At 60.8% G+C, this 21,619-nt stretch carries 25 protein-coding genes and 1 pseudogene; 16 read left to right on the top strand and 10 right to left on the bottom strand.

Features of this window, described 5'->3' with window-relative positions:
* Positions 1–11 precede the first annotated feature (11 nt).
* Positions 12–722 carry a CTP synthase C-terminal region-related (seleno)protein gene (locus VQ575_RS06420; RefSeq protein ID WP_045156708.1) on the top strand — a complete coding sequence of 237 codons (711 nt, stop codon included), beginning with the start codon at positions 12–14 and terminating at the stop codon, positions 720–722.
* A pseudogene (locus VQ575_RS06415) lies at positions 719–1,034 on the top strand (antibiotic biosynthesis monooxygenase family protein). Before VQ575_RS06420 ends, VQ575_RS06415 begins: the two are co-directional and overlap by 4 nt.
* A 48-nt stretch (positions 1,035–1,082) precedes the next feature.
* On the opposite strand, the gene VQ575_RS06410 reads toward VQ575_RS06415, so the two are convergent.
* The gene (locus VQ575_RS06410) at positions 1,083–1,409 is read right to left on the bottom strand and encodes a DUF2025 family protein (protein WP_045156709.1); all 327 of its coding nucleotides are present in this window, start codon (positions 1,407–1,409) and stop codon (positions 1,083–1,085) included.
* A 241-nt stretch (positions 1,410–1,650) separates the two neighbouring features.
* On the opposite strand from VQ575_RS06410, the gene VQ575_RS06405 reads away from it, so the two are divergent.
* The 3 genes from VQ575_RS06405 to VQ575_RS06395 all read left to right on the top strand — a co-directional run bounded on the left by VQ575_RS06405 (position 1,651) and on the right by VQ575_RS06395 (position 4,440).
* Positions 1,651–2,778: a glycerophosphodiester phosphodiesterase gene (locus tag VQ575_RS06405; RefSeq protein WP_325919293.1), complete on the top strand. Its 1,128-nt coding sequence runs from the start codon at positions 1,651–1,653 to the stop codon at positions 2,776–2,778.
* Positions 2,779–2,900: 122 nt separating this feature from the next.
* A complete protein-coding gene (locus VQ575_RS06400; RefSeq protein WP_039591803.1) occupies positions 2,901–3,209 on the top strand; it encodes a PepSY domain-containing protein in 309 nt (102 codons plus the stop codon).
* 208 nt (positions 3,210–3,417) lie between these two features.
* A complete protein-coding gene (locus VQ575_RS06395; RefSeq protein ID WP_039591802.1) occupies positions 3,418–4,440 on the top strand; it encodes a transporter in 1,023 nt (340 codons plus the stop codon).
* 67 nt (positions 4,441–4,507) lie between these two features.
* Here the strand turns inward: VQ575_RS06395 and VQ575_RS06390 are convergent, their stop codons facing one another.
* Positions 4,508–6,133, bottom strand: a complete 1,626-nt coding sequence (locus VQ575_RS06390) for a methyl-accepting chemotaxis protein (protein ID WP_039591801.1) — start codon at positions 6,131–6,133, stop codon at positions 4,508–4,510.
* A gap of 287 nt (positions 6,134–6,420) precedes the next feature.
* Between VQ575_RS06390 and VQ575_RS06385 the strand changes: the two genes are divergently transcribed.
* From VQ575_RS06385 to VQ575_RS06375, 3 genes are all read left to right on the top strand, one after another.
* Positions 6,421–6,564, top strand: a complete 144-nt coding sequence (locus VQ575_RS06385; RefSeq protein ID WP_196304793.1) for a hypothetical protein — start codon at positions 6,421–6,423, stop codon at positions 6,562–6,564.
* Positions 6,565–6,639: 75 nt separating this feature from the next.
* Positions 6,640–6,852, top strand: a complete 213-nt coding sequence (locus tag VQ575_RS06380) for a hypothetical protein (protein WP_039591800.1) — start codon at positions 6,640–6,642, stop codon at positions 6,850–6,852.
* A gap of 83 nt (positions 6,853–6,935) precedes the next feature.
* The gene (locus VQ575_RS06375) at positions 6,936–8,135 is read left to right on the top strand and encodes an MFS transporter (RefSeq protein WP_325919292.1); all 1,200 of its coding nucleotides are present in this window, start codon (positions 6,936–6,938) and stop codon (positions 8,133–8,135) included.
* Here the strand turns inward: VQ575_RS06375 and arfB are convergent.
* On the bottom strand, positions 8,132–8,545 hold the full coding sequence (arfB, locus tag VQ575_RS06370; RefSeq protein ID WP_045156713.1) for an alternative ribosome rescue aminoacyl-tRNA hydrolase ArfB: 414 nt from the start codon (positions 8,543–8,545) through the stop codon (positions 8,132–8,134). The two genes, VQ575_RS06375 and arfB, sit on opposite strands and share 4 nt — an antisense overlap.
* 126 nt (positions 8,546–8,671) lie before the next feature.
* Positions 8,672–10,090 (bottom strand): amino acid permease, encoded by a 1,419-nt coding sequence (locus tag VQ575_RS06365; protein WP_039591797.1) that lies wholly within the window; start codon positions 10,088–10,090, stop codon positions 8,672–8,674.
* Between the two features lie 938 nt (positions 10,091–11,028).
* Here VQ575_RS06365 and VQ575_RS06360 point away from each other — a divergent pair.
* Together VQ575_RS06360 and VQ575_RS06355 are read left to right on the top strand one after the other, a co-directional pair.
* A complete protein-coding gene (locus VQ575_RS06360; RefSeq protein WP_003178782.1) occupies positions 11,029–11,166 on the top strand; it encodes a hypothetical protein in 138 nt (45 codons plus the stop codon).
* Between the two features lie 85 nt (positions 11,167–11,251).
* On the top strand, positions 11,252–12,217 hold the full coding sequence (locus VQ575_RS06355; protein ID WP_039591796.1) for a M29 family metallopeptidase: 966 nt from the start codon (positions 11,252–11,254) through the stop codon (positions 12,215–12,217).
* 152 nt (positions 12,218–12,369) lie between these two features.
* On the opposite strand, the gene rluB is transcribed toward VQ575_RS06355, so the two are convergent.
* The 6 genes from rluB to VQ575_RS06325 form a co-directional block, all read right to left on the bottom strand.
* On the bottom strand, positions 12,370–13,602 hold the full coding sequence (gene rluB, locus VQ575_RS06350; RefSeq protein WP_039591795.1) for a 23S rRNA pseudouridine(2605) synthase RluB: 1,233 nt from the start codon (positions 13,600–13,602) through the stop codon (positions 12,370–12,372).
* A gap of 144 nt (positions 13,603–13,746) precedes the next feature.
* Positions 13,747–13,938 (bottom strand): DUF1289 domain-containing protein, encoded by a 192-nt coding sequence (locus VQ575_RS06345; RefSeq protein ID WP_198724615.1) that lies wholly within the window; start codon positions 13,936–13,938, stop codon positions 13,747–13,749.
* Between the two features lie 38 nt (positions 13,939–13,976).
* On the bottom strand, positions 13,977–14,924 hold the full coding sequence (gene scpB, locus VQ575_RS06340; RefSeq protein ID WP_325919291.1) for an SMC-Scp complex subunit ScpB: 948 nt from the start codon (positions 14,922–14,924) through the stop codon (positions 13,977–13,979).
* An 11-nt stretch (positions 14,925–14,935) separates the two neighbouring features.
* Positions 14,936–15,634, bottom strand: a complete 699-nt coding sequence (locus VQ575_RS06335) for a segregation and condensation protein A (RefSeq protein ID WP_325919868.1) — start codon at positions 15,632–15,634, stop codon at positions 14,936–14,938.
* A 132-nt stretch (positions 15,635–15,766) separates the two neighbouring features.
* Positions 15,767–16,396 carry an L-threonylcarbamoyladenylate synthase gene (locus VQ575_RS06330; RefSeq protein ID WP_325919290.1) on the bottom strand — a complete coding sequence of 210 codons (630 nt, stop codon included), beginning with the start codon at positions 16,394–16,396 and terminating at the stop codon, positions 15,767–15,769.
* 13 nt (positions 16,397–16,409) lie between these two features.
* A complete protein-coding gene (locus tag VQ575_RS06325; RefSeq protein ID WP_045156715.1) occupies positions 16,410–17,273 on the bottom strand; it encodes a PHP domain-containing protein in 864 nt (287 codons plus the stop codon).
* An 87-nt stretch (positions 17,274–17,360) separates the two neighbouring features.
* On the opposite strand from VQ575_RS06325, the gene VQ575_RS06320 reads away from it, so the two are divergent.
* The 6 genes from VQ575_RS06320 to VQ575_RS06295 all read left to right on the top strand — a co-directional run bounded on the left by VQ575_RS06320 (position 17,361) and on the right by VQ575_RS06295 (position 21,528).
* The gene (locus VQ575_RS06320) at positions 17,361–17,957 is read left to right on the top strand and encodes a septation protein A (protein WP_039591934.1); all 597 of its coding nucleotides are present in this window, start codon (positions 17,361–17,363) and stop codon (positions 17,955–17,957) included.
* Position 17,958: 1 nt separating this feature from the next.
* Positions 17,959–18,258, top strand: coding sequence for a YciI family protein (locus VQ575_RS06315; protein ID WP_045156716.1), 300 nt, complete (start codon positions 17,959–17,961; stop codon positions 18,256–18,258).
* Positions 18,259–18,373: 115 nt separating this feature from the next.
* A complete protein-coding gene (locus VQ575_RS06310; RefSeq protein ID WP_039591788.1) occupies positions 18,374–18,784 on the top strand; it encodes a translation initiation factor 2 in 411 nt (136 codons plus the stop codon).
* Between the two features lie 7 nt (positions 18,785–18,791).
* Complete coding sequence (locus VQ575_RS06305) at positions 18,792–19,469, top strand: response regulator transcription factor (RefSeq protein WP_039591787.1); 678 nt, start codon at positions 18,792–18,794, stop codon at positions 19,467–19,469.
* 212 nt (positions 19,470–19,681) lie between these two features.
* Entirely contained in the window at positions 19,682–20,119 is a 438-nt protein-coding gene (locus VQ575_RS06300) for a Spy/CpxP family protein refolding chaperone (protein ID WP_039591786.1), read from the top strand.
* A 68-nt stretch (positions 20,120–20,187) separates the two neighbouring features.
* Positions 20,188–21,528 carry a sensor histidine kinase gene (locus VQ575_RS06295; RefSeq protein ID WP_039591785.1) on the top strand — a complete coding sequence of 447 codons (1,341 nt, stop codon included), beginning with the start codon at positions 20,188–20,190 and terminating at the stop codon, positions 21,526–21,528.
* The last annotated feature ends 91 nt before the right edge of the window (positions 21,529–21,619 follow it).

The following is a 21,619-nucleotide window of genomic DNA, read 5'->3' as shown; positions in this document are numbered from 1 at the left end:
GCGAGCCTCCCATGGAAAAACAGCATGCCTTGAACATCGCCCTGATCGGCGATCGTAACCCAACCATCACCGCGCACCGGGCGATCCCCCTCGCACTTGAGCTATCTGGCAAGCAAACCGGCCATGCCATTCGCGGTCACTGGCTGGCAACGTCGCTCATCACCGACACCGCCGTGCTGGAGGATTTCGACGGTGTCTGGTGTGTACCCGGCAGCCCCTATCAGAACGAAGACGGCGCCTTGCACGCCATTCGTTTTGCCCGTGAACAGCGTCGTCCGTTCCTGGGCACCTGCGGTGGCTTCCAGCATGCCGTGCTGGAATATGCTCGAAACGTGATGGGTTGGGCCGACGCCGTGCATGGCGAAACGTCTCCAGAGGCGGAACGGGCGCTGCTGACACCGCTGAGCTGTGCCTTGGTCGAAACCATCGACAGTCTTCAGTTCGATGCGGATTCCTTGGTTGCCAAGGCTTATGGCCGAGAAACCGCGTTCGAGGGCTATCACTGCCGCTTCGGGGTCAATCCACAGTTTGAACAAGACTTGCTGGGCGAACACTTGCACGCCGTGGCCCGGGATTCGGCCGGGGACCTGCGCGCAGTGGAACTGCGCGACCATCCGTTCTTTGTCGCAACGCTGTTCCAGCCTGAACGGGCCGCACTGGAAGGCCGCGTGCCGCCACTGGTCAGCGCGTTTGTCCAAGCCTGCGCGAGGCGAATGTCATGAGCGCTCACTATTACGCAGTGATTTTCACTTCCTTGCGTACCGAGGGAGACCAAGGCTACGCCGAGGCCGCCGAGCGCATGCTGGCCCTGGCCCGGGAGCAGCCCGGATTTCTTGGTATCGAATCGGCCCGTGGCGACGACGGCCTGGGCATTACCGTGTCCTATTGGCGCGACGAGGCGGCGATCCTGGCTTGGAAACAGCATCCCGAACATGCCGCGATACGTGAGCGAGGCCGATCGACCTGGTATGCCCAGTGCCAGACGAGGGGTGTGCAAGGTCGAACGGGACTATGCCTTCCAACGCCAAACTTGATGCCAGGCTCGCTCCCGCAAGTTCCATGTCCGGTTCAAGATCGAGGGCTCAGCCCTCCACCAACTGTCGCACCGCCACGATCTCCGGCAGATCGCTGCGGGCCATGTAAACCCGTAGGGGTTCGGTAAGGTTGATCCGATCGTCGATATTCTGCTCCAGCAATAGCTGGATTCGCTCACGCTTGAGGGCCATGGTGCCGTCTGCCACGGGGATCCAGACAAATTCACTGGTGGGGATGATGCCGTCGTCGGCCACGTCCATGCCGAAGGCGTCTTCGCTGAATCGCACGATGTATTGGCCGGTCTTGCGGTTCAGGCCGACAAAACCCTTGAGCTGGTCGGCGGCCTGGCAAATGAGTGTTGAAGTGATGCGCATGGTAAACCTCATGAATGCGTCCCTAGGGACGTCTGATCGATGGTTTACACGCAGGGCAAGCGAACGCAGGTTCAAGGTCTCCCTCTGCCGGGGAAACTGGAGCCAAGGGTACTTCAAAGTGGCTCGAAAGTGCGTGGGATAAATCTGCTTTACGTAGATCAATGTCGGTATGGCGATAGCATCCGCAGCGTTCAATTGTTAAAAGGGAGGTTTCACAGAAACCCACGAAAGGATCTCGAGCATGCCCATCACCGTTTCCCGTAGCGCCCTGATGCTGAGCCTGCTGCTTGGCGTCGGACAAGCACATGCCCTCGAAACGCCAAGCCCCAAGGCGCTGGCAACCCAACTGGGTATTCCCCATCCAGCGGTCATCGCCCATCGCGGCGCCTCGTTCGACGCACCGGAATCCACCGCCCCCGCCTACAAGCTGGCCCGCGACCTGGGTGCCGACTACTTGGAACTGGACCTGCAGCGCAGTAAAGATGGGGTGCTGTTCGTCCTCCATGACGACAGCCTGCTGCGCACCACCGATGTCGCGACCAAGTTTCCCGAACGCAAGGACCGCACCGCCAATGAATTCACCATGGCGGAACTCAAAACCCTCGATGCCGGCAGCTGGTTCAATGCCGCCTATCCAGAGCGTGCTCGGCCGTCATTCGCGGGCCAGAAGATCCTGACGCTGGATGAAGTCATCGACATCGCCGAGGGCAACCCCAAGCAAAAACCAGGGCTGTACATCGAGACCAAGGAGCCAAAGCTGTTTCCAGGCATCGAGCGTGACCTGAAGGACAAGCTGCAGGACCGTGGCTGGCTGAGCCCATCCGGCTCCAAGCTGGCCAAGCGCGCCCTCGGTGTAGGCCAGGGCAAAGGCAAGGTGGTCTTGCAGACCTTCGAGAAGAGCAGCCTGGAACTGCTGCACAAAGAGATGCCGAAGGTGCCGAAAATCCTGCTGCTATGGGTGGGCGAAGGCAACATCGAGCCCAGGTCCAAAGTGACGTTCGCCGAGTCCGGCGAAACCGACAAGGCTGCGTACTACGCCAAGCAGGAGCCCAAGGACAAGGCCGAGTTCGAGCAATGGGTCCGGTACGCCAAGGCCCACGGAGCCATCGGCACCGGTCCTTCGGCGGCGTTGACCCACGGCGGCAGCCAGAGTTATTCGGACCTGGTGAAACCGTGGATGAACCAGTACACCCATGATCAGGGTTTGCTGATACATGTCTACACTGTGGATGAGCCGGTGGATTTCACAAAAGTGTTGGATGCCGGCGTGGATGGTATTTTCACCAATCGGGCCAGTGAGTTGCTCAAGTACTTCAAGCGTCCCGTAACAGGCAGTGTGGCGCAACTATTGGAGAAGCACGGTTACTGAAGCATCAGGACCTGATCAGGGCATTCTCTGCATGTTTTCCGAATTAAGGGTGAATTAAGTTGCCAGAGATAATCTGAACCCACTTAAACGACTCACCCTTTAACGACACCAAGGAAAGACCTATGAAAACTTTGACTGCCCTGTTCACCGCTGCCGCTTTGACCCTCACCGCTGGCCTTGCCCAGGCGGACGACGATGTTCCTGGTGGGGAAATTCCTGCACTGGTGGCAAACAAAACGATCATGCCGCTTGATCAGTTGGAAAAAATAGCCAAAGACTTGCACAAAGAAGCTCGCATTACCGACACTGACTTGGAGAAGCGTCTCAACGGTGCTTACGAATACAAAGTCGAACTGGAACTCGGCCGCGATGAGTGGGACGTAGTTTTAGATGCAAGCAATGGCAAGGTTCTGAGCGACCGTCGAGACTAATAACCGTCCAGACTAATAGTTGTTGGCTAAAAAACCGTGCAACTTTCTAAGTTGCACGGTTTTTATTGGCTCTTACGAAACCACCCGAAAGAAAATCCGACCATCCACGCCCAACCCAACCGTCACAAAACCTTCAAGAATCCCTGCAATGATGCCGCTCAAGTGAACCTGTCATCGCCGCGACAGGCGCTCCCGCCAGCGAGCCTCCATGAACCACAGCCTCGACCAAAGCCATCGCGACCCGGACCTGTTTGGCCTGCTCTACGGGTTTCGCTTTCGCCCCGGTGAGCGCGGCAGGGAAATCGGTTCGGCCCAGGCCCTGCAAAGCCTGGAACAACCCCAGGAGGCCGATGAATTCCTCTGGTTGCACTTGAACCTCGCCCATGCGGCTTGCGAACGCTGGATGAAAAATCACCTGGCCTTGCCCGAGGAATTCTTCGAAGCCCTGCACGAAGGCTCGCGCTCGACCCGCATCGAGCATGTGGACTCGGCTTTGCTCGCCGTGGTGAACGATGTTGTATTCAACCTCAGCAACCTGGTGTCTTCGGACGTATCCACCTTGTGGGTTTGCGTGAGCAGTCGGCTGATCGTCAGCGCGCGGTTGCAGCCTCTGCACTCGGTCGACAAGCTGCGCTCATCGGTCAAGGCCGGGGAAAGCTTTCGCTCACCGCTGGAGTTACTTGTGCATCTGCTGCGCGACCAGGGCGAAGTGCTGACCCAGATCGTGCGCAAGACCAGCATCAGCGTGGATCAGATCGAAGATCAGCTGCTGTCTTCGCGGGTCTCGACCAATCGCGCCGAACTGGGCAGCCAGCGCCGCGTACTGGTGCGCCTGCAACGCCTGCTGGCCCTGGAGCCCGGGTCGCTGCTGCGCCTGCTCAATCGACCACCGCAATGGTTGCAGAAAGAAGACGTCAAGGAACTGCGCAAATCCACCGAGGAATTCGCGCTGATCATCAACGACCTCACCGCGTTGGGCGAACGGATCAAGCTGTTGCAGGAAGAAATCGCCGCCAACCTCAACGAGCAAACCAATCGATCATTATTCACCTTGACGGTGGTCACGGTACTCGCGCTGCCCATCAACATCATCGCCGGTTTCTTCGGCATGAACGTTGGCGGCGTGCCGCTGGAGGGCGACCCCCACGGCTTCTGGATTCTCGTCGCACTGGTCGCCACGTTCACCCTGTTCGCCGGCCGCTGGGCGTTTCGCAAGCGGCGCGATTATTGAATCCAATCCGCTATTTCGTGGCGAGGGAGCTTGCTCCCTCGCCACGGGTGTTCATTCCAACAGCTGATCAGGCACTCAACCGCGCCGTCACTTCATTCAACTGCCCCGACAACCCGTGCAAATCGCGACTGGCCGCCTCGGTACGCTGCACATTGTCCAGGTTGGTGCTGGCGATGCAGGTAATCTCCGTCAGGTTGCGCGAGATATCCTCGGCCACCGAAGTCTGTTCTTCAGCCGCCGTGGCAATCTGGCGGTTCATGTCGCGAATCGCCTCGACAGCCTGGGTGATGCGCTCAAGCATCTCGCCGGCCTGGGTCACCTGCTCGACGCTTTCTTCGCTGCGCGACTGCCCGCTTTCAATGGCCTGGGCCGCGTCCACCGCACCGGTTTGAACAGTCTGGATGATCTGGTTGATCTCGATGATCGACGACGCCGTACGCTGGGCCAGGCTGCGCACTTCATCGGCCACCACCGCAAAACCCCGCCCGGCCTCACCGGCCCGGGCCGCTTCAATGGCGGCGTTGAGCGCCAGCAGGTTGGTCTGTTCGGCGATCCCGCGAATCACTTCCAGCACTTTGCCGATGCGCCCGCTGTCGGTCTCCAGGCGACGAATCACCGTGGCGGTGTTGGCGATTTCGCCGCGCATCTGGGTGATGGTGTGGATGGTGCCTTGCATGACTTTCTCGCCCAGCTGCGCCGAGTGATCGGCATCATCGGCGGCCCGCGCCGCGTCGGCGGCATGGCGGGCGACCTCCTGGGCGGTGGCGGACATTTCATTCATCGCGGTCGCCACCTGGTCAGTGCGTTCGAATTGTTCGCTGGTGCCCTGGCTCATCAGACTCGCAATGGCGTTGAGTTCGCCGCTTGCGCTGTCCAGCTCCGTGGCGCTGCGTTGCAGGCGGGTAAAGGTTTCAGCGAGGAAATCACGCAGCGTATTTGCCGCCAGGGCCAGGTCGCCCAATTCGTCTTGACGGGTGCTCGTTACGCGCTCGGCAAAACGGCCACGGCTCAGTTGAGTCACGTATTCGATCAAGTTACGGATTGGCTGCACCAGGTTGCGGTTGACCAACCACAGACTCAGCAAGCCGACCAGCAACCCCGACACCAGCATGATCACCGTGCCCAGCAGGATCGTGCGATTAGCTCCGGTACTGATCAACGCCGATTGTTCATCGCCCAGTTTATGCAGCTCTATCACCAATTCGCTCATCTGCTCACTGGCGGCACGGTCCACACCCTTGACCGCCGCATCCCCCGCCGCGGCGTCTGCGCCAGAGGCGACAAACGCATCACGGCCCTTTTGATAGGCTGCGCCCAGTTGCGCGTGCTCACCGCGCAGACGTTCGATGCGTGTCCTGATCGACGCCGGAACACCTTCATGCCTGGTCAACTCACCCAGCAGATTCTGAACGTCGCGCTGGCGTTCCTCGAACTGCTTCCAGTATTTATCCATGTCCGCCGGCTGCTTGCCACGCAGCAGGACGTTCTTCCATTCCTGGACCTGGACCTTGAATTGCAGATTGGCCTCATCGATCAGTTGCGAGGCGCGCAACGGACCATCGATCAGGTTGCGATAGTTATGAATGCCATCGGACAGGAAGTGAAAGGACGCCAGCGCGATCAGCAGCATTGCCAGCAGACTGCCGCTCAGCAGGGCCAGAATCTGCGCTCTCAGGGATTTTTGTAGAAACATGGAGTCGATCTCTTCGAATAAAGGACCTCCATGTCCAGGGTCCACTCTCGCGACTGAATGTGGAGGATATGTACACGGCATCGGCCCGCAACTCGCGTTCTTGAGCCGTGGCGACAACCGGTAGCGACAGCGGTTCGCGGATTGGACATGACTTGTCCAGACAAGCCCATCGGTCGCTCCGCCAGGATTTAAAAGTCTTTTTGTCATTTCTCCTGGGGTATCCTGCCCAGGCTTTTTAAAAGCGCGGACCTACCCGATCGATCAACAGACTTTGCGAGGAGCGCGATATGCACGAGATCCCTAATCTCCCCTTCCCAAGCCTTCACGAACCTGAGCAGACAACCCCGCGGCAAGCCGGAGGGCAACCCGACGCCCAGCCACCCGAGCAGCAGCAAGCCACTGAACGCCGCCCGGCCGACAGCGAAGACTGATTCACCCGCACCACCAGACTGTGTGGAAAGCGCTAAGATGCGCTTTCCACACCGCCTGAATCCGAGCCCCACGCCATGACCGACGACAACTCCTCCTTCAGCCCGGCCCAGGCCAGCGTGCTGATCGGCACCGCCGAGAAAATGGTCGAGATCTGGACCCGCCTCTCTCCCGAAAAACAAGCCACCCTGCTGGCTCGGTTCGGCACCCAAGAGAATGCCCTGGCCGCGCTGGTCACCACGCACCTGGTCGCTGGCAAGAGCACAACTGAACCGCCGTCCGGCAAATAGTTTTACTTTTCCACGCTCCACCCCGGCGGTCACCGTTATCATAAGCAGCCTATCTATCCTGCTGCCCCGTGGACCTTTTCCCCATGCCAGATCTCCAGCGCCCCATGGCGGTCACGCTGCAAGTCGTTTCCATTGTCCTGTTTACCTTCATCGGCTATCTGAACATCGGCATTCCCTTGGCCGTCCTGCCCGGGTTCGTCCATGGCGAGCTGGGATTCGGCGCAGTGATCGCCGGGCTGGTAATCAGCGTCCAGTACTTGGCCACTCTGCTCAGCCGTCCATATGCGGGACGCATCATCGACAACCTTGGCAGCAAGCGCGCGGTCATGTTCGGCCTGGCCGGGTGTGGTTTGAGCGGCGTGTTCATGCTGGTTTCCGCCTGGACCGCGAGCATGCCGGTCCTGAGCCTGACCAGCCTGTTGATCGGTCGTCTGGTGCTGGGCAGTGCGGAAAGCCTGGTGGGCTCGGGATCGATTGGCTGGGGCATCGGCCGGGTCGGTGCGGCAAACACCGCCAAGGTCATCTCGTGGAACGGCATCGCCAGTTACGGCGCCCTGGCGATTGGTGCGCCGTTGGGGGTATGGCTGGTGAAATCCCTGGGATTGTGGAGCATGGGCGTCAGCATCGTCCTGCTGGCCGTGCTAGGGCTGGCGTTGGCCTGGCCGAAAACCGCCGCGCCCATCGTCGTCGGCGAGCGCCTGCCGTTCCTGCATGTGCTGGGGCGCGTGCTGCCCCACGGCTGCGGGCTCGCCCTGGGCTCCATCGGTTTTGGCACCATTGCCACCTTCATTACGTTGTATTACGCCACGCAGCATTGGGATAACGCCGTGCTGTGCCTGAGCCTGTTCGGTGCCTGCTTCATCGGTGCGCGCTTGCTGTACGGCAATCTGATCAACCGTCTCGGAGGGTTCAGGGTGGCGATTGCCTGCTTGTCGGTGGAAACCCTGGGCCTGCTGCTGTTATGGCTGGCGCCTGATGCGCAATGGGCCTTGGCGGGCGCGGCGTTGAGTGGTTTCGGCTTCTCGCTGGTGTTCCCGGCTTTGGGTGTGGAAGCGGTCAACCTGGTGCCGGCTTCCAGCCGCGGGGCGGCGGTGGGGGCTTATTCGCTGTTCATCGATTTATCGCTGGGCATCACCGGCCCACTGGCCGGGGCGATAGCCGCCGGTTTCGGCTTTGCCTCGATTTTCCTGTTCGCGGCACTGGCGGCCCTGGGTGGGCTGGCGCTGAGCGTCTACCTCTACCGGCAGGCCCCTCGCTACCGTGAAGAGCGGGAGAAAAATTAGAAATCCACCTTGCCGCGCCCGGCCTTGATCGAGCCGCGCTTGGTCTTGGATTCAAGGCGACGCTTTTTCGAGCCCAGGGTCGGTTTGGTCGGGCGGCGCTTCTTTTCCACCTTGGTGGCGCTGAGGATCAGTTCGACCAGGCGCTCCAATGCGTCCGCCCGGTTCTGTTCCTGCGTGCGGTATTGCTGGGCCTTGATGATCAACACACCGTCGCTGGTGATGCGACTGTCACGCAGGGCGAGCAGCCGTTCCTTGTAGAACTCGGGCAACGACGAGGCCGGGATGTCGAAGCGCAAGTGCACGGCGCTGGACACCTTGTTGACGTTCTGCCCCCCGGCGCCCTGGGCGCGAATGGCCGTCAGCTCGATCTCGGCGTCCGGGATGTGCACGGTGTTGGAAATGACCAGCATGGAAAGTGTCCGGTGTCAGGTTCCACAGGATACCGCGATCCCCTAGACAACACCTCCCGGGGATTTGTGTCTTGCCTGAAACGACAAACCCGGCACTTGGCCGGGTTTGTTGTATTTCAGGCTTGCTTACTTGGCAGCAGCCGCCACCGCCAGCTCATGCCGAGCCTCGCGCTTGTTCTTGATCAGATAGCACACCCACATGAACACCACCCACACCGGAATCGCGTACACCGAGATCTGGATGCCTGGGATCAGCAACATCACGCCGAGGATGAACACCACGAACGCCAGGCAGACGTAGTTGCCATACGGATACCACAACGCCTTGAACAGCGGTGCCTGGCCGGACTGATTCATGTGCTGGCGGAACTTGAAGTGCGAGTAGCTGATCATCGCCCAGTTGATCACCAGGGTGGCAACCACCAGCGACATCAACAACTCCAGTGCATGTTGCGGGATCAGGTAGTTCAGCAGCACTGCCACCAGCGTAATCGCCGCCGAAGCCAGGATCGAACGCACCGGCACACCGCGCTTGTCGATTTTCGCCAGGGCCCGGGGCGCATCGCCCTGCTCGGCCATGCCCAACAACATGCGGCTGTTGCAGTAGGTGCCGCTGTTGTAGACCGACAGCGCAGCAGTCAGCACCACGAAGTTGAGGATGTGCGCCGCCGTGTCGCTGCCCAGCATCGAAAACACCTGCACGAACGGACTGCCGCTGTAGGCATCGCCGGAGGCATTGAGCGTGGTCAACAGGCTGTCCCATGGCGTCAGGGACAACAGCACCACCAGTGCGCCGATGTAGAAAATCAGGATCCGGTAGATCACCTGGTTGATGGCCTTTGGAATCACGGTTTTCGGCTTGTCGGCTTCAGCGGCAGTGAAACCGAGCATCTCCAGGCCACCGAAGGAGAACATGATGATCGCCATGGCCATGACCAGGCCGCTCACGCCGTTGGGGAAGAACCCACCGTGGGACCAGAGGTTGGTCACCGACGCTTGCGGGCCGCCGTGACCGCTGACCAGCAGATAGCTGCCCAGGGCAATCATGCCGACAATCGCCACGACCTTGATGATCGCGAACCAGAACTCGGCCTCGCCGAAGACCTTGACGTTGGCAAGATTGATCGCGTTGATCAGGATGAAGAAGGCCGCCGCCGAAGCCCAGGTCGGGATATCCGGCGCCCAATAATGGATGTACTTGCCGACCGCGGTCAGCTCGGACATGCCTACCAGGATGTAGAGAATCCAGCAGTTCCAACCCGACAGGAACCCGGCGAAACCGCCCCAGTATTTGTGGGCGAAATGGCTGAAGGAACCAGCCACCGGCTCTTCGACGATCATTTCACCCAGCTGGCGCATGATCATGAAGGCGATGAAGCCGCAGATGGCGTAGCCGAGGATCATCGACGGGCCGGCTGATTTCAGTACCCCAGCCGAGCCGAGGAACAGGCCGGTGCCGATCGCGCCACCGAGGGCGATCAGTTGAATGTGGCGATTTTTCAGGCCGCGTTTCAGCTCGCCCGAATGCGAGTTTTGTCCACTCATGAAAAGGGTCTCACGCAAGGTTTGATGATGTTCGTTAGACGTTGCCGCTCGAATCGGATCTCAAGCAGCGCCGATCAAACCCCAGCGCAGGCACCAGGAATTCAGCGTTTTTACAACGGTCATGCGTCACCTGTTTGTTTTTATCTGTGACGAAATCGAACCCGACACGCTTGTGGCGTGGCGGAGTGAACAAGGCGGATAACCTTGAAAGTGCGTGGGTACGCGAAGGGTCACAGTAAAACGCGGCGCATTGTACACCGCTGACCCCCTGCTGCCAGACACCACCGGATCAGCGTGTCGTTTGCCGGGATCGCACGGGGCCGCCCCGAGCATGTCGGGCGGCTGCGAAAAGATATCCGGGCCCTTGCGAGCCGATGATGCGAGCGACGTAAAAAACGCCACCACGGGAGAATGGAAACGGAGCTACGGCGTTCATTGCGCCTCCTTTTTGTTATTCGCCTGCACGACAGGCATGGAGCGCATCTCACCCTTGAAATGCGCCTGAAACAACCGGGCCAGAGCCTTCAAAACGACTTGGGCCAAGGCGATGCGGAAGCTTTTTCTTACACGCGAATAAAACTTCGCTCGCCGCCAAGACGACGGGCATTTTCCGTCAGCATTTCTTTACGAGACGTAACGCAAAATTTCCAGCTGGGAAACTATCGAGGACTGACTGCAAATTGACGGTAGGTAGCTACCTATCAAAATAAGATGGCCAATCAGCTGTTTTCCAACGGTTAACCTGCGCTTAAAAAATGGAACAAAAAGTTCAAAAGAAAAAAACTAAAATATTTTTTTGCATTCCAAAAAACCCTCGACTAGGTTTTCAGCCACTTGCCCAGGCATCGTGCCGGCGAGTTTTTGCGGTGCCGATTCTGCCGGGTTTGACTCGCCGAATCGGCCCGCGTTTTCCGCAAAAGTCATCTAGGAGATTCACTATGCAAGCACTGGACAAAGACTTGGAAACCGAACTGCAACTGGACGAATGGTTCGAGGCACCGACCCATGAAGCCGCCGTTGAAATGATGCAAGCCGACGCCGTCGTTCCGTTCGGCACGGCGATGTGGCCTCTGTAAGCGATACCCGGCGGAGCTGATCCGGCCGGTCGGCTCCGCCATCCTGCTGCCAGGAAGCCAAATCAATCGTCAGGGAAGAATAAGCATGGACACACAACGAGCCATCTCACATTTCCTTTACTACCTCGAACATCATCCCGCCCTGGCCGGCATCCAGCCCGCCAAGGTATTGCTCGGCCACACCGCCGATTACGAAGCGCTGGCCGGCAGCATTGCCGAACAGGCCGGCGGCACATCACCGTTCCGGTTCAGCGCCATGCGCCTGGACCTTGAAACCACGGAGCGGCTGTCCCAAGCGATTGCCGACAGCGACCTGTACATTTTCTTCTACGACTCTTCCACCCTTCCCAACCCGCGCCCCGACGGCCCCGATTTTGTCCGCGCGTTGCAAGGGGTGATGGCGGATAACTGGAAAAAATCACTGTTGTTCAAAGATTACGGTGAATACTTCTACGACACCTTCAGCGTGATTCCGCAGCGTATCGCCGGGCTCAACAGCCACCTGATCCGCCGCATGTCCCAGGCCACCACGTTGAGCTTCGAGGACGAGCACGGCTCGTATTTCGACACCGCGCTGAACGGTGTCAAGAAGTGGACCGACATCAACGGCGTCGGCAATTACGATTTGGCGCCTGGCGAAATCGCCACCCACAGCGACACCATCAATGGCCGGGTAAAATTCGTCGGCACCTTCCTCGGCACCATCCCCTTTGCGCGCAAATACGGCGTGCTGCAGTCGCCGTTGGAGCTGTGGATCGAAGACTCCACGATCCAGAAGATCGCCACCGATGTCCCGGGTCTTGAACACGATTTCAACCGGTACCTGGATGCCAATCCATCAAACCGACGCATCGAGGAACTGGGGATCGGCACCAACGAAGGGGTCAAGAGCCTGTACGCGCGCAATGCCGGTTTTGAAGAACGCCATTGCGGCCTGCACCTGGGGCTCGGTGGCGGGGCCAAGGGCAGCCATCACCTGGATCTGATTTTCGAAAGCGGTGTGCTGGCGCTGGACAAAGAGCCGATGTTCGATGGGCGGTTTGTGCTTTAGGCTGGGATTGGTTGTAGGACGGCTGCGTCATCGCGAGCAAGCTCGCGAAGGCAGACTCCAAGGCACAGCATCGCTAAAGCCAGACAAAAAAAACGCCAACCCCAACGGTTGGCGTTTTTTCTTGCAGCTAAACGCTGGAAGCTCGCAGCTGCTTACTCCGGCTTACGACGCCCAAACCCCGGACGCTGACCCGAACCTGCCGGTGCGCCACGGCGTTTACCCGATGGCGCGTCGCGGTCGGCCAGGATGATACCCGGGCGCTTTTTCGGCGCAGGTTTGGCCGGACGCTTGGTGTCAGCCGGGCGATCGGCCACTGGCGTACCGCGACCGGCCGGGGCGCGGCCTTCGCCCCGCTCGGTACGACCATTGGCCGGACGTGGCGCACGCGGGCCGCGTTCGCCGTCCTGACGCGGTGCAGGCTTGCGGGCCGGGCGCTCGCCTTCGATCTGCGGCTCACGGGAAGGACGTGGGCCAGTCGCTACGCCCTCGGCCGCCGGGCGCAGTGTACGCACGCGCTCGGTCTTGCCCATCGGACGCGAGGACTTGCGCTGCATCCGCTCCAGCTTGTCCTTGCTCTTGGCGGTCATCTGCGGCATTGCCACAGGCTTGAGGCCCACTTCAGCCGCGAGGATGTCGACTTCCTGCTGGGTCATTTCGCGCCAGCGGCCCATCGGCAGGTCGGAGTTGAGGAACACCGGGCCGAAACGCACGCGCTTCAGGCGACTGACCACCAGCCCCTGGGATTCCCACAGGCGCCGCACTTCACGGTTGCGACCTTCCATCACCACGCAGTGGTACCAGTGGTTGAAACCTTCGCCGCCGGGTGCCTGCTTGATGTCGGTGAAGCGCGCCGGGCCGTCTTCCAGCACGACGCCGGCCTTGAGGCGCTCGATCATCTCGTCATCGACTTCGCCACGCACACGTACCGCGTATTCGCGGTCCATCTCGTAGGACGGGTGCATCAGGCGGTTGGCCAGCTCACCATCGGTGGTGAACATCAGCAAACCGGTGGTGTTGATGTCCAGGCGACCGATGTTGATCCAGCGGCCTTCTTTCGGGCGCGGCATCTTGTCGAACACGGTCGGGCGGCCTTCCGGATCGTCACGGGTGCAGATCTCGCCGTCGGGCTTGTTGTACATGATCACGCGGCGCACCGTTTCGGCGGCCTCTTCACGCTTGATCACCTTGCCATCGATAGTGATGGCGTCATGCATGTCGACACGCAGGCCCAAGGTGGCGTCTTTGCCGTTGACCTTGATCCGGCCCTGGGTGATCCAGGCTTCCACGTCACGGCGCGAGCCGACGCCGATGCGGGCGAGGACCTTTTGCAGTTTTTCGCCTGCGGGGCCGATTTCCTGGTTGTCGTTCTGGTCTTGGTCGTTCATTTCTGGGCACCTCCCGGTGTGGTCGAGCCAGGCTTGGCCTGACACTTTGAAAACAGGTCTTTCGGCGAAGGGATCGCCAAAGGGTCGCGAATCATACGCTCGTTGATGTGATTGCGCATCAGAGACTAGCTGATAGGAACGCGCTTAACGTTTTTTCCGCCGACCGGTGGCGCCAAGCTTGATCAGGCGCAGCGCCGCCTCGGCCAGCACGACGCGCTTGTCGTCTTTATCGAGTTTTTTCCAGGCTTTGATTTCACGCTTGCTGCGCCCGCAGCCAATGCAAATATCTGCGTCGAACTTGCAGAGACTGATGCAAGGGTCTTTTGTGGAGCTCATGGTTCACTCGCCCTCGCAGAGGCGGAGGTTAGGCAGTATCAGTCCTCGAACTGGCGCCGTTCGTTTTCGATCGCTTCAGCCAAGGCGCGGGCCTCGGCCTCTTCGTCGCTCAGTTCGGGTTCCGGCGGCTCAAGGGCGGCAACCGCGGCGAGCAATTTTTCCCGGGCCTCGGTGACACCGAGAATGTCCTCTTCCGGCTCAGGCTCCGGTGCGTGCTCGATTTCATCCAGAGGCGGCGTTGGTTCATCCGCCTCGCCTTCCAGGCCAGGCTCCTTACGCAGCAAGTCATCGAAATCGGTCTTCAAGCCCTCCTCCATGCTGTCCAGTTCCAGCAACAACGAATGGAAACTGGTCTCCTCCTTCGGCTCCTCGGGCTCGGCACTGGCGTCGGCCAATTCTTGCAGGCCCTGGGGCACCGGAGCGTCCTCGAACTCCAGCATCGGCGCAGACTCCAGCTCCCGCAGTTCGGCCAGCGGCGGCAAGTCGTCGAGGTTCTTCAGGTTGAAGTGATCGAGAAATCCCTTGGTGGTGGCGAACATGGCCGGTTTGCCCGGCACATCGCGATAGCCGACGACGCGGATCCACTCGCGCTCCAGCAAGGTCTTGACGATGTTGCTGTTGACCGCCACGCCCCGCACGTCCTCGATCTCGCCGCGAGTGATCGGCTGGCGATAGGCGATCAGCGCCATGGTTTCGAGCAATGCGCGGGAATAACGCTGCGGCCGTTCTTCCCACAGGCGCCCTACCCAAGGCGCGAATTTTTCGCGAATCTGCAGGCGATAGCCGGACGCAACTTCCTTGAGCTCGAAAGCCCGACCCTCGCAGGATTTGCCCAGCAGCGTCAGCGCTTTCTTGAACACGGCCGGCTCGGGTCGCTCGCCTTCTTCGAAGAGTTCGAACAGGCGCTCCATCGATTGCGGCTTTCCCGAGGCCAACAGGAAAGCTTCAAGCAAGGGGGCCAGCTCGCGGGGTTCAGTCAGGTTCATTGATTTGCTCGTTATTCGGCTCGGGCTCGCACGTGGATCGCTGCGAACGGCTCATTTTGCACCAGCTCGACCAAGGATTCCTTGACCAATTCCAGGATCGCCATAAACGTCACCACTACGCCCAGACGCCCTTCCTCGGCGCTGAATAGCTCGACGAAAGGCACGAAGCCGCCGCCCTTGAGCCGTTCCAGCACATCGCTCATGCGCTCTCGGGTGGACAGCGCCTCGCGGCTGACCTGGTGACTTTCAAACATATCGCCACGGCGCAGCACCTCGGCCATGGACATCAGCAACTCCTCCAGGCTGACGTCGGGCAACAACTTGCGCGCCCGCGCCTCGGGAGCGTCGAGCTTGGGCACCACGACATCACGTCCGACCCGACTCAGGCCATCGATGCCTTCGGCGGCGGCCTTGAACCGCTCGTACTCCTGAAGGCGGCGGATCAGCTCCGCACGTGGGTCATCCTCTTCAGTCTCGACCTCGGCCGAGCGCGGCAGCAGCATTCGCGATTTGATCTCGGCCAGCATGGCCGCCATCACCAGGTATTCCGCCGCGAGTTCCAGGCGCACCGACTGCATCAACTCGACGTACCCCATGTACTGGCGGGTGATTTCCGCCACGGGAATGTCGAGGATGTTGATGTTCTGCTTGCGAATCAGGTACAGCAAGAGGTCGAGCGGGCCTTCGAAGGCTTCGAGGAAAACCTCCAGCGCGTCCGGTGGAATGTACAGGTCCAGGGGCATTTCCATGACCGCCTGGCCATAGACCATGGCGAATGGCAGCTCCTGTTGCGCGCCGGCCTGGCTGTCTACGCTGTCGACGGCAGTTTCCACAACGGACATTCAGGCCTCGACCATGAACGGGGTCGGGTCGCCGCAGCCAACGCGCACCACCTGCGGCTCGCCGTCGGCCAGGTTGATCACCGTGGACGCCTTCATGCCACCGGAACCGCCGTCGATGATCAGGTCGACCTGGTGTTCCAGTAGTTGGCGAATTTCATAGGGGTCGGTCAGCGGATCGGTCTCGCCGGGCATGATCAGCGTCACGCTCATCAGCGGTTCACCCAGTTCCGCCAGCAGCGCCAGGGCAATGGGATGGCTCGGAACCCGCAAGCCGATGGTCCGTTTCTTTGGATGCAGCAGCAGCCGCGGGACTTCCCGGGTCGCATTGAGAATGAACGTGTACGGCCCTGGCAAGTGAGCCTTGAGCAGACGGAAAGTACCGGTGTCGATCTTGGCGAACATCCCCAACTGCGAAAGGTCGCTGCAGATGAGCGCAAAGTTGTGCTTGTCATCCAACTGACGCAGGCGTCGCACCCGCTCGACGGCATTCTTGTCGCCGATCTGGCAACCAATGGCGTAGGACGAGTCCGTGGGGTAAACCACTACGCCACCGCTACGGATGATTTCCACTGCCTGTTTGATCAGGCGCGCTTGCGGGTTTTCCGGATGAATCTGGAAAAATTGACTCACGTGTTCTACCTGTTCAGACGTCGGCGATAACGGGATCATGTTTGAATCTACACCATAGTGGTGGCAGATCTTCCGGCAACGGGCGGTATTCGCCAATTTCGGACCAGCCTCCCGGGCCATGGAAATCGCTGCCGGCGCTCACCAGCAATCCAAACTCCCGGGCGAGGATCGCCAGGCTGCCGACCTGCTCGGCCGGCTGATGGCCATTGACCACTTCGATGGCATGGCCCCCTGCTTGAATATAGTCGGCTATCAGGCGGCGGCGTTTGCTGCGGGTGAAATCGTAGTGCCAGGGATGTGCCAGGCTGATCCAGGCGCCGGCGGCCCGCAGCGTCCCGACCGTCTCCTCGAGCGTCGGCCAGTGCTGCTTGACGTCCCCCAGCTTGCCGGCCCCCAGCCATTTTCGGAAGGCTTCGGCGCGGTCCTTGACGAAACCTTCGCGCACCATCCAGTCGGCAAAATGCGGACGGGCCGGCGCGTTGCCGCTGTCGCCCAGCTCCTGCTGGATCTGCCGGGCCCCTTCCAGCGCACCGGGCATGCCCTTGAGGGCGAGCTTGCGGCTGATCTCCTCGGAGCGCAGCCAACGGCCATCGCGCAACTCGGCGATGGCCTGGACCAGGGACGGTGCCGTCACATCAAAACCGTAGCCCAGCACATGGATGGTCGCCCCGCCCCAGGTACAGGACAACTCGACCCCGTTGACCAGTTGCATGCCCAGCGCGGTCGCGGCGCTGCGCGCCTCATCGAGGCCTTCAAGCGTGTCGTGATCGGTCAGGGCCAGGACTCGCACGCCGTGCTCGAACGCCCGCGCCACCAGAACCGCAGGCGCAAGGGCGCCATCGGAGGCCGTGCTGTGGCAGTGCAAATCAACATTCACGAGACTTTGTTACCTCAAATCAGCTGGCCCTATCGCGGCCAAGGATGTTTGTTATTATGCCGCCACATCCTGCTCCTGGCTGCCACTGTGAAACAATTCATCGATTTCATCCCGCTCCTGCTGTTTTTCATCGTCTACAAGCTTGATCCCCGAACCGTCGACTTCGCCGGTCATTCCCTGACTGTAGGGGGTATCTACAGCGCCACCGCGGTATTGATCATCAGCTCCCTGGTGGTCTACGGCGCGCTGTTCATTTCCCAGCGCAAGCTGGAGAAAAGCCAGTGGCTGACCCTGATCGCCTGCCTTGTATTCGGCAGCCTGACCCTGGCCTTCCACAGCGAAACCTTCCTCAAATGGAAAGCCCCGGTGGTCAACTGGCTGTTCGCCCTGGCCTTCATCGGCAGCCACTTCATCGGTGATCGCCTGTTGATCAAGCGCATCATGGGCCACGCCATCAACCTGCCCGAGGTGATCTGGACCCGCTTGAACATCGCCTGGATCGCGTTTTTCCTGTTCTGCGGCGCCGCCAACCTGTTCGTTGCGTTCACGTTCCAGGAGTACTGGGTCGACTTCAAGGTCTTCGGCAGCCTGGGCATGACGTTGCTGTTCCTGATCGGCCAGGGTATCTACCTGTCCCGACACCTGCACGATGCCGACCCCACCACGCCAAAAACCGAGGACTGACATGCTCTACGCGATCATTGCCACCGATGTTGCCAACTCCCTGGAAAAACGCCTGGCCGCCCGCCCCGAACATCTGGAGCGCCTGCAACAGCTCAAGGCCGAAGGCCGCATCGTGCTGGCCGGCCCCCATCCGGCGGTGGACAGCAACGACCCGGGCGCTGCCGGCTTCACTGGCAGCCTGATCGTGGCCGAGTTCGACTCCCTGGCCGCCGCGCAAGCCTGGGCCAAGGCCGACCCATTCGTGGCAGCCGGCGTCTATGCCGATGTCGTGGTCAAGCCGTTCAAGCAAGTCCTGCCGTAACGACCCCGACGCGATGGGCCTTCCTGGCTCATCGCGTTCAATTGCTCATTGTTCTCGCCGGCCTGCCGACAACCTGTCTAATCTGCTTAATCTCGATTGGAATTCAGGAGTTGCAATGCGCAAAGGTCCGTTGTGCCTGTTGTTGGTCACGTTGGCGATCGGGGCGCCCGCCCATGGCGAGGAAAGCACCGAGGCCGCTCATTCAGCGCCGTTGTCCCTGAGCGCAGGCGGCCAGATCGCCGAATTGCAGCAACGCTTGAAAGACAGCGAGCGCATGCGCGAAGAACTGACCCAACAATTACAGAACGCCAATGGCGAACGCGAGACTGCGCTGGTGGGGCGGTTGCGCCAGGAAAACCAGCGCCTGAAGCTGCAACTCAAGGAAGCCCAGTCCAGCCCCCTGCCCCGCCTGCTGACCGAACAGCAACAGTGGTTCGTCGTCGGCGCAGGGGTAGCGCTATTGGCCCTGCTCTGCGGTATCTTTGCCAGCGGTGGACGTAGACAACGTCGGCAATGGCTAAATTGAGTGAGTCATGAGCGAGCTGTTACTGATAGATGATGACCAGGAGCTGTGTGAGCTCCTCGGCAGTTGGCTGGGCCAGGAAGGTTTCCAGGTCCGCGCTTGCCACGATGGCCTGAGCGCCCGCAAGGCCCTGGCCGAAACCGCCCCGGCGGCAGTGGTGCTGGATGTGATGCTGCCCGACGGCAGCGGCCTGGAACTGCTCAAGCAATTGCGCAACGAACACCCGGAGCTGCCGGTGCTGATGCTCTCGGCACGTGGCGAACCGCTGGACCGCATCCTCGGCCTCGAACTGGGCGCCGACGATTACCTGGCCAAGCCCTGCGACCCCCGAGAACTGACCGCCCGCCTGCGCGCCGTGCTGCGGCGCAGCCATCCTGCGGCCGTGTCCAGCCAGATCGAACTGGGAGACCTGACCTTCAGCCCGGTCCGGGGCGTGGTCAGTATCGATGAACAGGAACAAACCCTCACCGTGTCCGAAAGCCGCCTGCTCGAAGCGCTGCTCAAGCAGCCGGGCGAGCCGCTGGACAAACAGGAGCTGGCGCAGCTCGCCCTGGGCCGCAAGCTGACCCTGTACGACCGCAGCCTGGATATGCACGTGAGCAACCTGCGCAAGAAAATCGGCCCCCACCCCGACGGCCGTCCACGGATCGTGGCGCTGCGTAGCCGGGGTTATTACTACAGCCTTTAAGGCACTGCGCCGATCTTTTGTGGCGCGGGGATTCATCCCCTCGCCACAGTAATCCTATCGCCACAACTTTTGTGTTTGGCTCATGCTGTTTTGTCAGGCCTGCACCAAACCGTCTTTACCCAAGCTTTACCCACCGCTGACCGCCGCTGACCTTGATCTCAGTAATCTGCACACATCCGGAACTGACCGGGAATGAGACAAGGAGAGACACCATGCGCAAGACCCTTACCGCCCTGCTGTTCGCCGCCGCCCTGCCGACCGTCGCCATGGCCATGCCCGAAGGTCCAGGTCCGATGGGGCCGATGGACGGCCCGCGTCACGGCGGCCAGATGCACGATAAAGGCCCGTACAGCCAACTGGACCTGAGCCGCGAACAACGCCAGCAGATTCGCCAGATCATGGGCGAGCAGCGCCACGAACAACGGGAACTGGTGGACAAATACCTGGCCAAGCTGTCGCCAGCCGACCAGAAAGCCATGAAGGACGAAATGGAGGCTCGGCATCAGAAAGTCGATGCACAGATCCGCGGCCTGTTGAAACCTGAGCAGCAGAAGGAATTCGACGCGATTCAGAAAAAACAGGCCGAGCGTCGGGCCGAGTGGGCCGAATTCAAGGCCTGGAAAGCGCAACAACCGCAAAAAGCGCAATAATGCAGTGAAATGCCCCAGCCCAACGGCACACCGCCGTTGGGCTTTCTTTGTTTTTTGAGGATAACTCCGTGCGCTCATTGTTCTGGCGCGTCCTGGCCAGCTTCTGGCTGGCCATCGCTCTGGTGGCGGGACTTTCGATTCTCCTGGGCCACATGTTGAACCAGGACGCCTGGATCCTCAGCCGCCATCCAGGTCTCAACACCCTGGCCGAGGAGTGGACGCAGACTTACGAAAGCCAGGGCGAAGATGCCGCCCAGGACATCCTCAAACAGCGCAAGCGCCAGTACCACATTGACGTCCAGGTACTCAATGAAAGCGGCGATCCGGTGGTGCGTGGCACGTTCCCGCATCGTGCCGCCGCCTTCGAAGCGCGACAGAACAACGATGATCGACGCCTGCCCTGGCGGCGCCTGACCGACGAATTCACCAGTGCCAAGACCGGCGACACGTACCTGTTCATCTACCGCATACCCCACCCCGAATTGGACGCCTGGCACCGCGGCAGCTTGCTTTGGCCCCTCAGCGCCCTGGCGATTGCCCTGGTGGTACTGACCTTGTTCAGCCTGTTGGTGACCCTCTCCATCACCCGGCCGCTGAGCCGCCTGCGCGGCGCGGTGCATGATCTGGGACAGGCAACCTATCAGCAGAACAGCCTCGCCAAACTGGCCAACCGCCGGGACGAGTTCGGCGTGCTGGCCACTGATTTCAACCGCATGGGCGCGCGCCTGCAAAGCCTGATTGCCAGCCAGCGCCAATTGCTGCGCGACGTCTCCCACGAATTGCGCTCGCCCCTGGCCCGACTGCGCATCGCCCTGGCGCTGGCAGAGCGGGCCAGCCCCGAAGAGCGCGAGAAACTCTGGCCGCGCCTGACCCGCGAGTGCGATCGCCTGGAGGCGCTGATCAGTGAAATCCTGGTCCTGGCACGGGTCGATGCCGACAACGCCAGCGCCGAGGAGGTCGATCTCAATGGCCTGCTGGTCACCCTGCAAAAAGACGCCCAGATGGCTTCGCCAGATCAGATCGTGCAACTGGAAGCGGAGCCGAACCTGATCCTCAAGGGCTGGCCGACCATGATCGAGCGGGCCGTGGATAACCTGTTGCGCAATGCCCAGCGCTTCAGTCCGGACGGGCAGCCCATCGAAATGCGCGCGGTGCGCCAGGGGGAGCGAATCCTGCTCAGCGTGCGCGATCACGGGCCAGGCGTTGAGGCCGAGCATCTGGGCCAATTGGGTGAACCTTTCTACCGCGCCCCCGGCCAGACCGCCGCCGGCCACGGCCTGGGCCTGGCCATCGCGCGCCGCGCCGCCGAACGCCATGGCGGTGCATTGGGACTGGCCAATCATCCTGAGGGCGGGTTCATTGCGACGCTGGAGCTGCCGTTGGTGCCGGGGGCTGTCGTCCAGCCGTAACTCAAGACGAACTATTCAACCTGTGGCGAGGGTCAGTCCATCCTTGAGTGAGCCCTCCCATCAAAGCGGCTCTCACCAACCAAACGATAAT

This window comes from Pseudomonas frederiksbergensis (genome assembly GCF_035751725.1).
Taxonomy (GTDB): Bacteria; Pseudomonadota; Gammaproteobacteria; order Pseudomonadales; family Pseudomonadaceae; genus Aquipseudomonas; species Aquipseudomonas frederiksbergensis_A.
The sequence above is the reverse complement of the archived record's forward strand: the minus strand, read 5'-3'. Positions and strand labels throughout refer to the sequence as shown.